The sequence below is a fragment of the Pseudomonas sp. B21-040 genome (assembly GCF_024748695.1).
Taxonomy (GTDB): Bacteria; Pseudomonadota; Gammaproteobacteria; order Pseudomonadales; family Pseudomonadaceae; genus Aquipseudomonas.
On record NZ_CP087176.1, the window covers coordinates 5,531,134 to 5,547,844 of the forward strand.

Annotated in this window: 17 protein-coding genes and 1 other RNA gene; 4 read left to right on the forward strand and 14 right to left on the reverse strand. The window is 58.8% G+C overall.

The window, feature by feature from the left end:
• Positions 1-5: 5 nt before the first annotated feature.
• From mraY to rsmI, 9 genes are all read right to left on the reverse strand, one after another.
• Entirely contained in the window at positions 6-1,088 is a 1,083-nt protein-coding gene (gene mraY, locus LOY55_RS25290; protein ID WP_046026697.1) for a phospho-N-acetylmuramoyl-pentapeptide-transferase, read from the reverse strand.
• Positions 1,088-2,455: a UDP-N-acetylmuramoyl-tripeptide--D-alanyl-D-alanine ligase gene (gene murF, locus LOY55_RS25295; RefSeq protein WP_258667069.1), complete on the reverse strand. Its 1,368-nt coding sequence runs from the start codon at positions 2,453-2,455 to the stop codon at positions 1,088-1,090. The genes mraY and murF overlap by 1 nt, the downstream gene beginning before the upstream one ends.
• A complete protein-coding gene (locus LOY55_RS25300) occupies positions 2,448-3,911 on the reverse strand; it encodes a UDP-N-acetylmuramoyl-L-alanyl-D-glutamate--2,6-diaminopimelate ligase (RefSeq protein ID WP_046026700.1) in 1,464 nt (487 codons plus the stop codon). Before LOY55_RS25300 ends, murF begins: the two co-directional genes overlap by 8 nt.
• Complete coding sequence (locus tag LOY55_RS25305; RefSeq protein ID WP_175649036.1) at positions 3,911-5,650, reverse strand: penicillin-binding protein 2; 1,740 nt, start codon at positions 5,648-5,650, stop codon at positions 3,911-3,913. Before LOY55_RS25305 ends, LOY55_RS25300 begins: the two co-directional genes overlap by 1 nt.
• On the reverse strand, positions 5,650-5,943 hold the full coding sequence (gene ftsL, locus LOY55_RS25310) for a cell division protein FtsL (protein ID WP_046026702.1): 294 nt from the start codon (positions 5,941-5,943) through the stop codon (positions 5,650-5,652). The genes LOY55_RS25305 and ftsL overlap by 1 nt, the downstream gene beginning before the upstream one ends.
• Complete coding sequence (rsmH, locus tag LOY55_RS25315) at positions 5,940-6,887, reverse strand: 16S rRNA (cytosine(1402)-N(4))-methyltransferase RsmH (RefSeq protein WP_408980963.1); 948 nt, start codon at positions 6,885-6,887, stop codon at positions 5,940-5,942. Before rsmH ends, ftsL begins: the two co-directional genes overlap by 4 nt.
• Positions 6,884-7,339, reverse strand: coding sequence for a division/cell wall cluster transcriptional repressor MraZ (gene mraZ / locus LOY55_RS25320; protein WP_008025967.1), 456 nt, complete (start codon positions 7,337-7,339; stop codon positions 6,884-6,886). Before mraZ ends, rsmH begins: the two co-directional genes overlap by 4 nt.
• Before the next feature lie 355 nt (positions 7,340-7,694).
• An RNA gene (gene rnpB / locus LOY55_RS25325) (RNase P RNA component class A) lies at positions 7,695-8,048 on the reverse strand.
• 75 nt (positions 8,049-8,123) lie between these two features.
• Positions 8,124-9,029: a 16S rRNA (cytidine(1402)-2'-O)-methyltransferase gene (gene rsmI / locus LOY55_RS25330; RefSeq protein ID WP_177412280.1), complete on the reverse strand. Its 906-nt coding sequence runs from the start codon at positions 9,027-9,029 to the stop codon at positions 8,124-8,126.
• 176 nt (positions 9,030-9,205) lie between these two features.
• Here rsmI and LOY55_RS25335 point away from each other — a divergent pair, with 176 nt between their 5' ends.
• From LOY55_RS25335 to LOY55_RS25350, 4 genes are all read left to right on the forward strand, one after another.
• Positions 9,206-11,017: a penicillin-binding protein activator gene (locus tag LOY55_RS25335; RefSeq protein WP_109787524.1), complete on the forward strand. Its 1,812-nt coding sequence runs from the start codon at positions 9,206-9,208 to the stop codon at positions 11,015-11,017.
• Entirely contained in the window at positions 11,017-11,379 is a 363-nt protein-coding gene (locus tag LOY55_RS25340; RefSeq protein ID WP_046026705.1) for a YraN family protein, read from the forward strand. Before LOY55_RS25335 ends, LOY55_RS25340 begins: the two co-directional genes overlap by 1 nt.
• A 104-nt stretch (positions 11,380-11,483) precedes the next feature.
• Positions 11,484-12,077, forward strand: coding sequence for a phosphoheptose isomerase (locus LOY55_RS25345; protein ID WP_046026706.1), 594 nt, complete (start codon positions 11,484-11,486; stop codon positions 12,075-12,077).
• The gene (locus tag LOY55_RS25350; RefSeq protein WP_046026707.1) at positions 12,074-12,652 is read left to right on the forward strand and encodes a BON domain-containing protein; all 579 of its coding nucleotides are present in this window, start codon (positions 12,074-12,076) and stop codon (positions 12,650-12,652) included. The genes LOY55_RS25345 and LOY55_RS25350 overlap by 4 nt, the downstream gene beginning before the upstream one ends.
• A 167-nt stretch (positions 12,653-12,819) precedes the next feature.
• Here the strand turns inward: LOY55_RS25350 and LOY55_RS25355 are convergent, their stop codons facing one another.
• From LOY55_RS25355 to petA, 5 genes are all read right to left on the reverse strand, one after another.
• Positions 12,820-13,233 (reverse strand): ClpXP protease specificity-enhancing factor, encoded by a 414-nt coding sequence (locus LOY55_RS25355; RefSeq protein ID WP_046026708.1) that lies wholly within the window; start codon positions 13,231-13,233, stop codon positions 12,820-12,822.
• 16 nt (positions 13,234-13,249) lie between these two features.
• Entirely contained in the window at positions 13,250-13,867 is a 618-nt protein-coding gene (locus tag LOY55_RS25360; RefSeq protein ID WP_027922678.1) for a glutathione S-transferase N-terminal domain-containing protein, read from the reverse strand.
• A 150-nt stretch (positions 13,868-14,017) separates the two neighbouring features.
• A complete protein-coding gene (locus LOY55_RS25365; RefSeq protein ID WP_046026709.1) occupies positions 14,018-14,800 on the reverse strand; it encodes a cytochrome c1 in 783 nt (260 codons plus the stop codon).
• On the reverse strand, positions 14,800-16,011 hold the full coding sequence (locus LOY55_RS25370; protein ID WP_046026710.1) for a cytochrome bc complex cytochrome b subunit: 1,212 nt from the start codon (positions 16,009-16,011) through the stop codon (positions 14,800-14,802). Before LOY55_RS25370 ends, LOY55_RS25365 begins: the two co-directional genes overlap by 1 nt.
• Positions 16,011-16,604, reverse strand: coding sequence for a ubiquinol-cytochrome c reductase iron-sulfur subunit (gene petA / locus LOY55_RS25375; RefSeq protein WP_046026711.1), 594 nt, complete (start codon positions 16,602-16,604; stop codon positions 16,011-16,013). Before petA ends, LOY55_RS25370 begins: the two co-directional genes overlap by 1 nt.
• Positions 16,605-16,711: the final 107 nt, after the last annotated feature.

A 16,711-nucleotide genomic window follows, 5' to 3' on the forward strand; every position in this document is an offset into this window, starting at 1 on the left:
AGTTTCTACCTCAGCTTCAGGGTGGCAAGGCCAACCAGCACGAGAATCACGGTGATGATCCAGAAACGGACGATCACGCGCGGCTCAGGCCAGCCCTTGAGTTCAAAGTGGTGATGGATCGGTGCCATGCGGAACACACGGCGACCGGTCAACTTGAAAGACGCAACCTGGATGACGACGGACAGGGTTTCCATGACGAACACACCGCCCATGATGAACAGGACGATTTCCTGACGGACGATCACCGCGATGGTGCCCAGGGCCGCGCCCAGCGCCAGCGCGCCGACGTCACCCATGAAAACCTGTGCCGGGTAGGTGTTGAACCACAGGAAGCCGAGGCCCGCACCGATCAGGGCGCCGCAGAACACAATCAATTCGCCCGCGCCCGGTACATAAGGGATCAGCAGGTATTCAGCGAATTTCACGTTACCCGAGAGGTAGCAGAAGATCCCCAGACCACCACCAACCATCACGGTCGGCATGATTGCCAGGCCGTCGAGACCGTCGGTCAGGTTGACCGCGTTGCTCGAACCGACAATCACGAAGTAGGTCAGGACGATGAAGCCTGCACCCAACGGAATGCTGTAATCCTTGAGCATCGGCAGGATCAGGGTGGTTTCCACCGGTGTAGCAGCGGTCATATAAAGGAAGATGGCTGCGCCCAGGCCAAACACCGACTGCCAGAAGTACTTCCAGCGGCTCGGCAAGCCACGGGAGTTCTTCTCGATCACTTTGCGGTAGTCGTCGACCCAGCCGATCGCGCCGAACAGCAACGTCACCAGCAGCACCGTCCAGACATAACGGTTGCTCAGGTCGGCCCAAAGCAAGGTGCTGACACCGATGGACGACAGAATCAGCGCGCCGCCCATGGTCGGTGTACCCGACTTGGACAGGTGCGACTGCGGGCCATCATTGCGAACGGATTGACCGATCTGACGGTTCTGCAACGTGCGGATCATCCATGGGCCATAGCACAGCGACAAAACCAGCGCGGTCAGCACACCGAGAATCCCGCGCAGGGTCAGGTACTGAAAGACCGCGAAGCCTTTGTAGAACTGTTGCAGATACTCCGCTAGCAGCAGCAGCATTAATGTTTCTCCAGACTGGACCCGCACAATGCGGCGACGATGTTTTCCATCGCAGCGCTGCGCGAGCCCTTGATCAAAATGGTGGTGTTGGTGTCTTGCTCGGCGCCCAGGGCCTTGATCAGCTCAGCCTGAGTGCTGAAGTGAAAGGCCTGTGGACCGAAAGCGTTTACGGCGTGAACCATGTTGGGGCCGACGGCATACAGCGCGGACACCTTGCCGCGGGCGTATTCGCCCACATCACGGTGCCCCTGCTCCGCCCAATCGCCCAACTCGCCGATATCCCCGAGCACCAGGACGGTGCGACCGGAAAAGCCGGCGAGTATATCAACGGCGGCGCACATGGAGGTCGGGTTTGCGTTGTACGTGTCGTCAATTACGCGCATGCCGTTGGTGGCCAGTTGCGCAACGGTGCGCCCCTTGACCGGTTGCACGGCGCCCAGGCCGGCGGCGATGCCCGACAACGACACGCCCAAGGCATGAGCAGCGGCGGCGGCGGCCATGGCGTTGGCAACGTTATGGGTGCCGAGCAGGTTCAGTTGAACGCGCTCCACCCCTTCAGGTGTGTGCAGGTTGAACGCCGGGCAACCGCGAGCATCGCGGTCCAGGTCGCTGGCGTAGAAGTCGGCACTGAGGTTGCTCAGGGCAAATGTCAGCACTTTGCGACCGGCAGCGCGGGTCTTCCAGATTTCAAAAGCCTTGTCGTCGAGATTAAGAACGGCGATGCCATCGGCCTCTAGCCCTTCAATAATTTCGCCTTTGGCTTCAACGATTTTTTCCGGCCCGCCGAACTCGCCAACGTGAGCAGTCCCGGCATTGTTGAGGATGGCCACGTGAGGCTTGGTCATGCCTACGGTGTAGGCAATTTCACCAAGACGCGAAGCACCGAGTTCGATTACGGCAGCGGTGTGTTCCGGCGCCAATTCAAGCAAGGTCAGCGGCACGCCGAGGTCATTGTTCAGGTTGCCACGGGTGGCCAGTACCGGACCGCGCGTGCGCAGGATGCTGGCGAGCATTTCCTTGACGGTGGTCTTGCCACTTGAGCCGGTGACGGCCGCAACCGGGTTGGTGAACGCCAAACGGTTCAGCGCGCCCAGTTGACCCAATGCCTGACGGGTGTCCTTGACCAGCAATTGCGGCAACGCACTGTTGGCAACTTCGCCTTCGACCAATGCACCGACAGCGCCCTTGGCGGCGACATCGTTCAAATAGTCATGACCGTCAAAACGCGGGCCAGTCAGGGCAATAAACAATTGGCCAGGCTTGATCGCGCGACTGTCGATGCTGACGCCGTCGAACGTGGCATCGGCTGCGATCAGACGAGCGTTCAGCGCGCCGGTCAATTCACTGAGTTTCAAGGCTTTAAGCATGCGCCACCTCCCACGCGGTCAGGGCGTGATCGGCCTCGACCAGATCGGAGAAGTCGTGACGCTCACCGTTGATTTCCTGATAGTCCTCGTGACCTTTACCGGCCAGGACAATCACGTCATCCACTGAAGCGCCAGCGATCAACTGGGCAATCGCCTGGCCACGGCCAGCCACGAACGTCACTTTATCCACAGCCTTGAAGCCGGCGCGGATGTCATCGAATATCACTGACGGGTCTTCGGTACGTGGGTTGTCATCGGTGACCAGTACGCCGTCGGCCAGGCGCTCGACCACTTCGGCCATCAGCGGACGCTTGCCGCGATCACGATCACCGCCGCAGCCGAACAGGCACAGCAGGCGACCCTTGGCGTGCGGACGCAGGGCCATCAGGACTTTTTCCAGCGCGTCCGGGGTGTGGGCGTAATCGACCACCACCAGCGGCTGAGTACCGCCACCGAGGCGCTGCATGCGACCGGCCGGGCCTTCAAGCTTCGGCAGAACGTTGAGAATTTCGTCCAGCGCATAGTCCAGACCGAGCAACGCGCCGACTGCGGCCAGGACGTTGCTCAGGTTGAAGCGACCGAGCAAGGTGCTGCGCAAATGGTGCTCGCCCTGCGGCGTGACCAATGTGGCGCGCACGCCTTCGTCGTCGAATTGCGCTTCGCGGCAATACAGGTAGGCGCTGCTGTCTTCCAGGCTGTAGGTGATCAAACGCGACTCACGCTTTTCGGCGGCCAGTTGCCGTCCGAATGCGTCGTCGAGGTTAACCACCCGGCACTTCAGATCGTTCCACGCAAACAACTTGGCCTTGGCTTCGCCGTAGGCCTGCATGGTGCCGTGATAATCGAGGTGATCGCGGGACAGGTTGGTCATCACTGCCACATCGAAGGCCAGCGCGCTCACACGGCCCTGATCCAGACCGTGGGACGAGACTTCCATGGCAACCGCTTTGGCGCCGGCCTTTTTCAGGTCGGCCAGGGTTGCTTGTACGGCGATTGGATTCGGTGTGGTGTGCAGGCCGCTTTCCAGCGCCCCGTAGAAACCGGAGCCCAACGTGCCGACGATGCCGCAGTGTTGACCGAGCAGATCGAGCGCCTGGGCAACCAATTGAGTCACGCTGGTTTTACCATTGGTACCGGTCACGCCCACCAGATTCAAGTGACGGCTCGGGTCGCCATAGAAACGCCCGGCGATGTCCGACAGCTGCGCCGCCAGGCCTTTGACCGGAATCAGCGGCACGTCGGTGATTGGCAATACGGTCGCGCCTTCGACTTCATACGCCACGGCGGCAGCGCCGCGTTGCAGCGCGTCGGCGATGTGCGCACGACCGTCGAAACGCCCGCCAGGAACAGCGAGAAACAAGTCGCCAGCGCGCACGTTGCGGCTGTCGAGCGCCAATTCGCGGATCAATAGATCGCGGCCGGCGTGGGCGAAAATCTTGTTGAGACTCAGAGACATCAGCCGCGCCCTCCATTGGCTTTCAGCGGAACAACGGGGGTGGCGTTCGCGGTTTGTGTCGGCGGCAGGTTGTCCGGCGTGATGTTCATCAGGCGCAGTGTCCCGGACATCACTTTGCTGAACACCGGCGCCGACACCAGACCGCCGAAATAACCGGCCTTGGTCGGTTCATCGATCACCACGACGATTGCATAACGCGGATCGCTCATCGGGCCGAAGCCGGCGAACAGCGAACGGTAAGAGTTCTCGGCGTAGCCTTTGGTGCCCACCGACGTCTTACGCGCAGTACCCGACTTGCCAGCCACGTGATAGGCCGGCACCTGCGCACGGAATACGCCGCGCGGTGCTTCGATCACTTGGGTCAACATGCCCTGCATCGTTTTTGCCACAGCCTCTGGCAGCACTTGCGTGGTCTGCGGCGCCTTGTCGGTTTTGATCAGGGTCAAAGGCGCGAGGCGACCGTTGTTGGCCAACGCCGAAAAGGCGTGAACCAGCTGAATCGCCGTCACGGAAATACCGTAGCCGTAGGACAGCGTTGCGGTTTCAGCCTTGCGCCACTCGCGGTAGTTCGGCAGGTTGCCGACGCGCTCGCCCGGGAAGCCGAGGCCGGTGTCCTGGCCGAGACCGACTTTTTGCGCGAGACGGAAAATGGTTTCGCCGCCGATATCGAACGCGACCTTACTCATGCCGACGTTACTGGAATTGATCAGGATGCCGGTCAAGTCGAGTACCGGGCCTTCGGTCTTCGATACGTCCTTGATGGTGTACTTGCCGATCTGCAGGGAGCCCGGATACACCTCGACGGTGTCGCTTGGTTTCCAGCGGCCGGTTTCGATCGCGGCGCTCATCGAGATCGCTTTCATGGTCGAACCAGGCTCGAACACGTCGATCATCGCGCGGTTACGCATCATCGCTGGCTGCAGATTGCGACGGTTGTTCGGGTTGTAGGTCGGCTGGTTGACCATGGCGAGGATCTCGCCGGTCTTCACGTCCATGATCACCAGGCTGCCGGCCTTGGCACCGTTCTCGATGATCGCGTTGCGCAGTTCACGGTTGGCCAGGTATTGCAGACGCAGATCAATGGACAACGCCAAGGGCTTGCCGGCCTTGGCGTTTTTGGTGACCTGGACATCCTTGATCAGTCGTCCACGCCGGTCCTTGATGACCTGACGCTTACCGGCAACCCCGGCGAGCCATTCGTCATAGGCCAGCTCGACACCTTCACGACCGTGGTCATCGATGTCGGTAAATCCAACCATGTGCGCGGTGACTTCACCGGCCGGGTAGAAACGCCGGAATTCTTCGATGCCATAGACGCCCGGTACTTTCAGGTCGAGCACCGACTGACCCTGCTCGGGGGTCAGCCCGCGCACCAGATAGATGAATTCTTTATTGGCCTGGGCTTCGAGACGCTCAGCCAGCGCTTTCGGGTCCTGACCCAGCGCGGCCGCCAGTGCAGGCCACTTCTCTTTGGCCAGCTGCATTTCCTTGGCGTTGGCCCACAAGGTAGTGACCGGCGTACTCACGGCCAGAGGCTCGCCGTTACGGTCCGTGATCAGGCCACGGTGGGCCGGAATCGGAATATGACGAACGCTGCGTGCATCCCCCTGCCCCTTGAGGAAGGCACGGTCGACGACTTGCAAATCGATGATGCGCCAGGAAATCGCCGCGACCATGATGCCAAGCAACCCCAGCACCACGCGGAAACGCCATGGGAACATTGCGCCTTCGAGTTTCATCATGGCGCCACCATCTTCACGTCAGCCGCGCCAGGAATGTGCATCTTCAGTTGTTCGCTCGCCAGCACTTCGATACGGCTGTGGGCGGTCCAGGTGCTTTGCTCGAGAATCAAGCGGCCCCACTCTGCCTGTGCCTTGTCGCGCACGCTCAACTCGTTGTACAGCGAGTTCAACAGCTGACGGTTCCAGTGGGCGCTGTACGACACGCCGATCGCTGAAACGAGCACGCCAACAAACAGCAGCAGCATGAAAAAGCTTCCGCCGGGCAGTGGCTTGGCGAACAGCTTGCTCACCGCAGCTTCTCCGCGACGCGCATGACGGCGCTACGGGAGCGTGGGTTGGCCTTGAGTTCGGCGTCGGAGGCCGTCTGCGCTTTGCCATGGACTTTGATTTTCGGTTCGAATGCAACGTGGCGAACCGGCAGGTTGCGCGGCAGGTTGTCGGCTTCGCCTTTCACCAGTTTGCGCATGAACAGTTTGACGATGCGGTCTTCCAGCGAATGGAAGCTGATAACGACCAGGCGGCCGCCGACTTCCAGGCATTCCAGTGCGGCTTCGAGGCCGGCTTCCAGATCGCCCAATTCGTTGTTGACGTGAATGCGCAGGCCCTGGAAAGCACGGGTCGCCGGGTTCTTGCCTTTTTCCCACGCAGGGTTGGCAACTTTCAGGACTTCGGCCAGGTCAGCGGTGCGCTCGAACGGCTTGATGTCACGACGCTCGGCCACGGCACGAGCCATGCGGCCGGAGAAACGCTCTTCGCCATACTCTTTGAACACACGAGCAATTTCTTCCACCGGCGCGGTGTTGACGAATTCGGCAGCGCTGATCCCGCGGGAGGGGTCCATGCGCATGTCCAGCGGGCCGTCATTGAGGAAGCTGAAACCGCGTTCAGGGTCGTCGAGTTGCGGCGAAGACACGCCGAGGTCGAGCAAAACGCCGCTGACCTTGCCGGCCAGACCGCGATCAGCCACTTCCGAACCGAGCTCGGCAAAGCTACGCTGCACAACGACAAAGCGGCCGTCTTCGGCCGCTAGCGTCTGCCCGGTGGCAATCGCTTGAGGATCTTTATCAAATCCCAGCAACCGACCATCAGGCCCCAGCTGACTCAAGATCAGCCGACTGTGCCCGCCGCGCCCGAACGTGCCATCCAGATAGCAGCCATCAGGACGTACGGCGAGAGCCTCGACGGCTTCGTCAAGCAGTACGGTGATGTGGTTAAAGCCGCTATCAATAGTCACAGGATCAAATCACGCAGTTCATCAGGCATGGCGCCCGGTTGTTGAATAGCAGCCAGGTCAGCGGCAGAAACCGCATCCCAGGCATCCTCGTCCCACAATTGGAACTTGTTCAGTTGGCCTACCAGCATCGCGCGCTTATCCAACCTGGCATATTCACGAAGACGCGGTGGAACCAGAAAACGACCACTGCCATCGAGCTCAAGATCGACGGCATTACCAATCAGTAAACGTTGCAGGCGGCGGTTCTCTTCGCGAAGCGAAGGCAATGCGCGCAGTTTGGTTTCAATTATTTCCCACTCATCGAGTGGGTAAACACACAAACATGGATCAACGGCATCAATGGTGACGATTAACTGACCGGAACTACGCGAAACGAGCTCGTCACGGTACCGGCTCGGCATGGCGAGACGGCCCTTTGCATCGAGACTGATAGCGTTAGCTCCGCGAAACACGTCAGCGTTTCTCCAAATTTTAGCGTTTTACGTTCAAAAAACCCACTTCATGCCACTTTCCGCCACTTGCGCACACTATAGGAATGCGGCCACCGCACCGTCAAGGCGCGGATTGAAGGAAAACCCTTACAGAACTGAGATTTAGGAGAGGGAAAGGAGGAGGAACGAGAATCTGACAGATGAATTTGTTCGATAACTTGAATCAGCACAGAAGGCTGCGTTCGAAAGTTAAAGTAGTTTGTTAAGAGTAAGATTTTTTCGGTATTACGAAAGCGCTTCTGCTGATGATTCTGTACGAAGGGAAAACGCTACTACCAGCGCCCTGTTCAATGATTCAAACAGGGGGATAAAAAAGGTGGAGAGTCGATCTGTAAGCCGGGTTCTGTCTTGAACAGTCATTCGTCTACGATGGCCATCACTGGACATCTTTAGCAACCTACCCGGTCCCAGCGCGGGCCACGCCTTGGGACCCTATTTGGTCTTGCTCCAAGTGGGGTTTACCTAGCCACGAACTGTTGCCAGACGTGCGGTGCGCTCTTACCGCACCTTTTCACCCTTACCGGCGCCGAAGCGCTTAGGCGGTTATTTTCTGTGGCACTTTCCGTAGGCTCACGCCTCCCAGGCATTACCTGGCACTTCGCCCTATGGAGCCCGGACTTTCCTCCCCCCCCTAATTTTCATAGAGGGCAGCGACTGTCCGATCGACTCTCCGCCGCGAAGGTTAACGGCAGAGCGGCCGAAGAACAAGCGCTAAACGCCTTTGGCCACTCCTGCACGTCGGGTTTTACTCACCCTTTTGCTGATCCAGCGCGATCTGATACAACACATTTTTGCGCTCGCCGGTGATTTGCGCCGCCAATGCCGCGGCACGCTTGAGTGGCATCTCTTCCAGCAGCAGATTGAGGATGCGCATGGCTTCGCTGCTGACAGCGCCTTCCGTCTCGGGTACGGTCCAGCCGGCGACCAGCACCACGCACTCACCACGCTGCTGATTGCTGTCCGACTCAACGAATTCGCGCAACTCGGCCAATGGCAAACCTTTAAGGGTTTCAAAGGTTTTGGTGATTTCACGAGCAAGCAATGCCGGACGCTCGCCACCGAACACCAATTCCATGTCCTGCAGGCATTCAAGGATGCGGTGCGGCGCCTCGTAGAAAATCAGCGTACGCGGCTCTTCCTTAACCAGCTCCAGCCGAGCGCGGCGACCGACAGCCTTGGCCGGCAGGAAGCCTTCAAAGATAAAACGGTCGGACGGCAGACCCGCCGCCGATAACGCCGCGATCAACGCGCACGCTCCCGGGACCGGCACCACATTGATCCCCGCAGCACGAGCCTGGCGCACCAAGTGATAGCCGGGATCGGAAATCAGCGGTGTGCCGGCATCCGAAATCAGCGCCACATCATCGCCGGCCAGCAGACGCGTAATAAAACGGCTACCTTCATCTCGCTCATTGTGTTCGTGGCAGGCCGCCAGCGGCGTGGAGATGCCGAAATGCTGCATCAACCGCTGGGAGTGGCGCGTATCTTCGGCAGCAATCAGCGCGACCTCGCGCAGGATCTTCAGCGCGCGTGCACTGATGTCGTCCAGGTTGCCGATGGGCGTCGCCACCACATAAAGCGAGCCAGCAGCGGAATTCAAAGCACCTGGAGCAGTCAAAGCGCACACCTCATGATCGGTAAAAGGCGACATTGTAGCGCGTAGCGACACTTGCGATACGCCTCGCCATTCCCGGTTTTTTCTGCCAATTGTGCGGTGCTGCAACATTTGCACGAGCTAAATTGATCGATTCACGCCAGTAACATCGCGCCCCGGCCAGTGCTTGGGTACAATTCCACGCTAATTTGATCGAGTATCAGGAACACTACATGATCGCTTGCCTGCGGCTGTTCACTGCCCTCTGCCTCGCTGCCTTGCTGGCGGCCTGCGCCAGCTCGCCCTCCTCCAGCCTTGGCGAACTTCCACGGACCCCGGATGCCAGCATCGAGCAACTGCTCGATCAGGCCAACCAAAGCAAGGACCCGGAAAAAGCCGCCCTGCTACGCCTGAGCGCTGCTGACCAGGCCTACCGTCAGGGGAATGCCGGTCAATCCGCGCAAATCCTGCAACAGGTCCCGGTCGAGCAACTCAAGCCAGGCCCACAAGTTTTCGCCAGTACCCTGGCGGCAGAACTGGCGATGGTGCGCAATCAGCCCAAAGCAGCGCTGACTGCCTTGAGCCATCCGAGCCTGCAATACCTGGGAGAGCTGCCAGCCGAACAGCAAGTTCGCACTGGCACTGTTCACGCCCGCGCCCTTGAAGCGGATGGCCAGACCCTGGCTGCCGCACGGGAGCGTATTTTCATCGCGCCGATGCTGAGTGGTGAAGCGGCCAGCAAAAACCACGAAGCGATCTGGACCCTGATTGCCTCCCTGCCTACCGACCAATTGCAGCCAAACACCTCCGACGACCTCGGCGGCTGGATGGGCCTGGCATTGGCTGTGAAAACAGCCGGGACGCTGGAGCAACAGCAAGCCGCAATCGATAACTGGCGCGCCCAGAACCCGAAACACCCGGCCGCCGTACATCTGCCGCTGGCACTGACCAACCTCAAGCAACTGGCCAGCCAACCGCTGAACAAGATCGGCCTGCTGCTGCCACAAGACGGTCCGCTGGCATCGGTCGGCAAAGCGTTGCGTGAAGGCTTCATGGCGGCTCACTACCAGGCCCAACAATCCGGGCAGAAGCCACCGGCCATCGAGTTTTATGACAGCTCGAAGCTGACGTCGATGGACGAGTTCTACCGCAAGGCCCAGGCCGATGGCGTGCAACTGGTGATCGGCCCGCTGGAAAAACCACTGGTTAAACAACTCAGCGCTCGCCCGCAATTGCCGATTACCACCCTGGCACTCAATTACAGCGAAGGTGAACAAGGCCCGGCCCAACTGTTCCAGTTTGGTCTGGCTGCTGAAGACGAAGCCCGTGAAGTGTCTCGCCGTGCTCGCGCCGACGGCTTGCATCGCGCCGCCATCATGGTGCCGAAAGGTGAATGGGGCGACCGTGTACTGCGCGCCTTCAGCCAGGACTGGCAAGCCAACGGCGGCAGCATCGTCGCCACCGAGCGCGTAGACCAACCGGTTCAACTGGCCCAGCAAATCGCTGACATGTTCCAGCTGCGCCAGAGCGAAGGCCGCGCCAAAAGCCTGCAAAGCACTGTCGGCGGGCAGGTAGCGGCCCAGCCTTCGCGTCGTCAGGACATCGAGTTCATCTTCCTGGCCGCCACACCGCAACAGGCCCAGCAGATCAAACCGACCCTGAACTTCCAGTACGCCGGCGACGTCCCTGTCTACGCCACGTCCCACGTGTTCAGCGCCAGCGGCGACGTGAATCAGTACAACGACATGAACGGCATCCGCTTCTGCGAAACCCCGTGGTTGCTGGACGCCAACGATCCCCTGCGCAAACAGGTCACGGCTCAATGGCCACAAGCGGCAGGCAGCCTCGGCCGCCTGTACGCCATGGGCGTTGATGCTTACCGTCTGGCACCACGCCTGGGGCAACTCAAGGCCTTGCCGGACAGCCGCATCGCGGGTGAGTCGGGCAGCCTGGGGATGACTGCGAACCAACGCGTCGTACGCCAGTTGCCATGGGCCCAGTTCGTCAACGGCCAGGTTCAACGCCTGCCGGATACCCCGAACTGATGCCCGACAGGTCACGCCAGCAAAGCGGTAAAGATGCCGAGCGCCATGCGCTCGAGCATCTGCAACAACAAGGTCTGCGCCTGTTGGCGCAGAACTGGTTGTGTAAACGTGGCGAGCTTGATCTGGTCATGCTTGATGGCGATACAGTAGTATTCGTTGAAGTCCGCTACAGAAAAAACACCCAGTGGGGTGGCGCGCTCGATAGCATCGATGAGCGCAAACGGCAGAAACTGATTTTCGCCGCACAGTATTTTCTTCAGCGCGAGTCGCGTTGGGCCAATTCCCCTTGCCGCTTCGACGTGATTGCCATCGACAGCAACGTTGATCAGTTGAACTGGCTGCAGAATGCCTTCGACAGCTGATCGCATGCGTCACGAACCGGACACCTTTACCCAACATTTTTGCTCTTTGCTTTGCGGGCTGCACATTCATGTGCCAAGTAGCCGCGCTAATTAAGGTCACACAGATGGACATGCAATCCCGAATTCGCCAGCTTTTTCAGGCCAGTATCGACACCAAGCAAATGGCGATGGACGTACTTGCACCGCACATCGAGCAAGCCAGCCAAGTGATGGTCAACGCCCTGCTCAATGAGGGCAAAATGCTTTCCTGCGGCAACGGCGGTTCCGCCGGCGATGCCCAGCACTTTTCCTCGGAGCTGCTCAACCGCTTCGAGCGTGAACGCCCGAGCCTGCCAGCCATCGCGCTGACTACCGACAGCTCGACAATCACCTCGATTGCCAACGACTACAGCTACAACGAAATCTTCTCCAAACAGATCCGCGCCCTGGGCCAGCCGGGCGACGTATTACTCGCGATTTCCACCAGCGGCAACTCGGCAAACATAATTCAGGCAATCCAGGCCGCACATGATCGCGAAATGATTGTCGTAGCATTGACCGGTCGCGATGGCGGTGGCATGGCGTCACTGCTATTGCACGAAGACGTCGAGATTCGCGTACCGGCCAATGTCACCGCACGCATTCAGGAAGTTCACCTGCTGGCGATCCATTGCCTTTGCGATTTGATCGACAGCCAATTGTTCGGGAGTGAAGAATGACCCCTAATCGCCTAGGCCTATTGGCCTTGACCCTGTGCCTCGGCATCAGCGGCTGCACCTCGGTGGTTAATGCCAGCCGTGAAGCGCCGATTGAGGATGACCGTGGCACACGCACCTTCGGCAGCAAAATCGACGACTCCCTGATCGATACCAAAGTCGGTGTAAACGTCGCCAAGGCCGACCCGGCCCTGGACAAGGACTCACACATTGTCGTCACCAGCTTCAACGGCGTGGTGCTACTCGCCGGGCAGACACCTCGCGAAGACCTCAAGGTCAAAGCCGAACAGGCCGCTGCCGCTGTTCAACGGGTAAAAACCGTCCACAACGAATTGCAGATTCTGCCGCCCTCCTCTTTGCTGGCCCGCCAGAACGACGCGTGGCTGACCACCAAGATCAAGGCCCAGATGCTCACCGATGCCAACATCCCCGGCTCGCGGATCAAGGTTGTAACCGAAAACGGCATCGTCTACCTGTTGGGCCTGCTGACCAAACAGGAAGCCGCTCAGGCGACCAACCTGGTACAAGGCGTTTCCGGTGTACAGAAGATCGTGAAGCTGTTTGAGTACATCGACTGACATCCACCCTGCAAGGAGCACGACTTGCCGGCAATGGCGCCCTTGAAATCGCCATCAACCTGTAGGAGCACAGCTTGCTGGCGATAGCGCCTTCAAGATCGCCATCGCCGGCAAGCCGTGCTCCTACACGCAATAAAAAAGGCGATCCATCCGGATCGCCTTTTTTATTACTTCACCACTTTCAAACTGGGTCGACCACTGGGACGCGGCGGCTCGCTGTCGGGTGGCGGAAGATCATCATCCGGCTCGATCTCTTCCTCGTCTTCCATAGGCGATTCCAGATCGAACACCATGCCCTGGCCATTCTCCCGGGCGTAAATACCCAGAATCGATGCGATAGGCACGTACAAGGTGTGCGGCACACCGCCGAAACGCCCTTCAAAACTGACCGCCTCGTTATCCATGTGCAGGTGACGCACAGCTTGTGGCGACACGTTCAGGACAATCTGTCCGTCACTGGCAAAACCCTGAGGCACCTGCACCGATGGATATTCGGAATTGACCAGCATGTGCGGGGTGCAATCGTTGTCCACAATCCACTCGTAGAGCGCGCGGACCAGATAAGGTCGACTGGAGTTCATAGCGGCTCCTTAAGCCTTAGCGCATATCGCGTTCGACACCAGACAGACTTGCCTGGAAAGCCTCACGCGCAAACGAGCGCTCCATGTAATCAAGCAGCGGCTTGGCAGGCCGCGGCAGTTCAATACCCAAAATTGGCAATCGCCAGAGTATTGGCAATAGGCAGCAATCCACCAGACTTTGTTCCTCGCTGAGGAAAAATGGCTTGTCGGCGAACAACGGCGACACACCCGTCAGGCTTTCGCGCAACTCTTTACGAGCGACAACGCGGGCGGCTTCCTTGGTCTTTGAATCCAGAATCAGATCCACCAAGCCACACCAGTCGCGCTGAATACGATGAATCAGCAAACGGCTGTTTGCACGCGCCACAGGATAAACCGGCAGCAAGGGCGGGTGCGGGTAACGCTCATCCAGATATTCCATCACCACGGTCGACTCCCACAACGCCAGGTCACGATCGACCAGGGTGGGCAGGCTTCCGTAAGGGTTCACCTCAATCAGTTTAGGCGGCTGACGACCAGCTTCCACGTAAATGATCTCGGCGCTGACACCCTTCTCTGCAAGTACGATACGCACTCGGTGGGAATAGTGGTCGGCGGGGTCGGAGTAACAGGCCAACCGATTGGTCACGCCCATGGCGGTCCTCCTCGCTTGTAGAAATTATCGAAAGCGGAAAAACGAGCGCGCCCAGAGGGCGCCTCCCGTAACGACTGGTTCACCAGGCTCGTTACACCTTCAGAGGCGCCCTTGGGCGCGCGCGATTAACAGCAATAGCTTGAAGCTTTATCAGTGCACATCTTTCCAGTATTCGCGCTTGAGCAAATAAGCGAATACGAAGAAGAATGCCAGGTACAGCAAAACGTATGTACCTATGCGCTGATGTTGCAGCTTAACCGGGTTAGCCGAGTAAGCCAGGAAGGTTACCAGATTCTTGACCTTCTCATCGAACTGCTCTTGGGTCAAAGCACCGCTTTTCGGCACGATGGTCAACTGATCGCACGCTTCATGGGTCAGCGCCGTACCGGTCAGAGGATCAAATTGCTTCTTGCCGTCTTCGACGATCTGAACCTGCTTGCAACCCACGACCTGACGGCCTTGCAGACCCGCCAGGACGTTAGGCATACCCACGTTCGGGAAGACCTTGTTGTTCACGCCCCATGGACGCGACGGATCTTCGTAGAACGACTTCAGGTAGCCGTAGAGCCAGTCAGTACCACGAACACGAGCCACCAGCGTCAGGTCGGGCGGAGCCGCACCGAACCAGGCCTTGGCGTCTGCCGGCTGCATGCCGATGCTCATGTGGTCGCCAATCTTGGCGCCCGTGAACACCAGGTTCGAGAGCATCAGATCATGGGGAATGCCCAAGTCATCGGCGACACGTTCGTAACGCTGGAACTTGGCGCTGTGGCAACCCATGCAATAGTTGGCAAAGGTACGCGCGCCATCCTGCAGGGCAGCCTTGTCAGAAACGTCGATATCGACCTTTTCCAGCTCGGGACCACCGTGTTCGGCCGCGAAGGACAGGACAGGCAGAGCAGCAAAAATCAGTGCAAAAAATAACTTTTTCATCAGCCAGTCACCCTTTCCGGAACCGGTTTGGTCTTCTCGAGCCTGGTGTAGAACGGCATCAGAATGAAGTAGGCGAAGTACAGGAAGGTGCACACCTGCGACAGCAACGTCCGCTCTGGAGTTGGCGCCAACACGCCCAGCACGCCCAGGATCACGAACGAAATGCAGAACACCCACAGCCAGATCTTGCTCAGCCAGCCTTTGTAGCGCATCGACTTGACCGGGCTACGGTCCAGCCACGGCAGGACGAACAGCACAGCAATGGCGGCGCCCATGGCGATAACGCCCAGGAGCTTGTCCGGAATCGCCCGCAGAATCGCGTAGAACGGCGTGAAGTACCAGACCGGAGCAATGTGCTCTGGGGTCTTGAAGGCGTTCGCCACTTCGAAGTTTGGCTTCTCGAGGAAGTAGCCACCCATTTCCGGGAAGAAGAACACGATCGAGCAGAAGATGAACAGGAACACCACCACGCCGACGATATCTTTCACGGTGTAGTACGGGTGGAAGGCAATGCCGTCCAGCGGTACGCCGTTTTCGTCTTTGTACTTCTTGATGTCCACGCCGTCCGGGTTGTTCGAGCCGACTTCGTGCAACGCCAGAACGTGCAGCACCACCAGACCGAGAATCACGATTGGCAGGGCAACAACGTGCAAGGCGAAGAAGCGGTTCAGGGTAATCCCGGAAATCAGGTAGTCACCACGGATCCACTGGGTCAGGTCGTTACCGATGACCGGGATCGCACCGAACAGCGAGATGATCACCTGGGCACCCCAGTAGGACATCTGGCCCCACGGCAGCAGGTAACCCATGAAGGCTTCAGCCATCAGCGCCAGGTAGATCAGCATGCCGAACACCCACACCAGCTCACGCGGCTTCTGGTACGAACCGTAGAGCAAGCCACGGAACATGTGCAGATAGACCACGATGAAGAACGCCGAAGCGCCAGTGGAGTGCAGCAGACGCAGGATCGAGCCGTACTCGACGTCGCGCATGATGTATTCGACGGACGCAAACGCCTCTTCCGCCGACGGGGTGTAGCTCATGGTCAGCCAGACACCGGTGACGATCTGGTTGACCAGAACGAGCAGCGCCAGGGAACCAAAGAAATAGAAGAAGTTGAAGTTCTTCGGGGCGTAGTACTTGCTGAGATGGTCTTCCCACATTTTGGTCGCGGGAAAGCGCGCATCAACCCAATCCATGAACTTGCTCATCACGCTTTCTCCGTATCGACGCCAATGACAATGATGTCATTGGTCTCATAGGAATGCGGGGGAACTGGCAGGTTCAAAGGCGCAGGTTGCGACTTGTAGACGCGGCCAGCCAGATCGTAATGGGAACCGTGGCAAGGGCAGAAATAGCCACCTACCCAGTCCTTGCCCAGATCAGCGGGTGCCACTTCGGGACGGAAGGTCGGAGAGCAACCCAGGTGCGTGCAAATACCGATCAGCAGCAGAATCTCTGGCTTGATCGAACGCAGCTCCGGATCAACATATGTAGGTTGCGTGGAGTTCTTGGAATCCGGATCGGAGAGCTGGCCCTCGATCTTTTTCAGGTTCCCCAGGATTTCCTCGGTACGGCGGACAATGAAAACCGGCTGGCCGCGCCACTCAGCAATCATCTGCTGGCCTGGCTCGATTTTGCTGACATTCACTTTCACCGGTGCACCTGCGGCTTTCGCCTTGGCACTGGGAAACCATGACCCCACGAACGGGACCGCAGCCCCCACCGCTCCTGCAGCACCCACCACGGATGTGGCTGCTACCAAGAAGCGACGCCGGCCTGCATTCACGCCGTCATTGCTCATTCAGTCCTCTCCCATCAGCTTTGTGGCCTGTTAAATCAGGCATCTACTAAGTAAATCTATGTGCTTATAAAAATTTTGCCGAATGGTAATGAAAAGCCCCAATTCTG

Excerpts from the sequence above, each read along its gene's own strand:
- LOY55_RS25365 (WP_046026709.1), bottom strand. The coding sequence starts at position 14,800 with ATGAAAAAGTTATTTTTTGCACTGATTTTTGCTGCTCTGCCTGTCCTG.
- LOY55_RS25305 (WP_175649036.1), bottom strand. The coding sequence starts at position 5,650 with ATGAAACTCGAAGGCGCAATGTTCCCATGGCGTTTCCGCGTGGTGCTG.
- mraY (WP_046026697.1), bottom strand. The coding sequence starts at position 1,088 with ATGCTGCTGCTGCTAGCGGAGTATCTGCAACAGTTCTACAAAGGCTTC.
- petA (WP_046026711.1), bottom strand. The coding sequence starts at position 16,604 with ATGAGCAATGACGGCGTGAATGCAGGCCGGCGTCGCTTCTTGGTAGCA.
- murF (WP_258667069.1), bottom strand. The coding sequence starts at position 2,455 with ATGCTTAAAGCCTTGAAACTCAGTGAATTGACCGGCGCGCTGAACGCT.
- LOY55_RS25370 (WP_046026710.1), bottom strand. The coding sequence starts at position 16,011 with ATGAGCAAGTTCATGGATTGGGTTGATGCGCGCTTTCCCGCGACCAAA.
- LOY55_RS25300 (WP_046026700.1), bottom strand. The coding sequence starts at position 3,911 with ATGTCTCTGAGTCTCAACAAGATTTTCGCCCACGCCGGCCGCGATCTA.
- LOY55_RS25335 (WP_109787524.1), top strand. The coding sequence starts at position 9,206 with ATGATCGCTTGCCTGCGGCTGTTCACTGCCCTCTGCCTCGCTGCCTTG.
- rsmI (WP_177412280.1), bottom strand. The coding sequence starts at position 9,029 with ATGTCGCCTTTTACCGATCATGAGGTGTGCGCTTTGACTGCTCCAGGT.
- LOY55_RS25345 (WP_046026706.1), top strand. The coding sequence starts at position 11,484 with ATGGACATGCAATCCCGAATTCGCCAGCTTTTTCAGGCCAGTATCGAC.
- LOY55_RS25340 (WP_046026705.1), top strand. The coding sequence starts at position 11,017 with ATGCCCGACAGGTCACGCCAGCAAAGCGGTAAAGATGCCGAGCGCCAT.
- LOY55_RS25360 (WP_027922678.1), bottom strand. The coding sequence starts at position 13,867 with ATGGGCGTGACCAATCGGTTGGCCTGTTACTCCGACCCCGCCGACCAC.
- LOY55_RS25350 (WP_046026707.1), top strand. The coding sequence starts at position 12,074 with ATGACCCCTAATCGCCTAGGCCTATTGGCCTTGACCCTGTGCCTCGGC.
- LOY55_RS25355 (WP_046026708.1), bottom strand. The coding sequence starts at position 13,233 with ATGAACTCCAGTCGACCTTATCTGGTCCGCGCGCTCTACGAGTGGATT.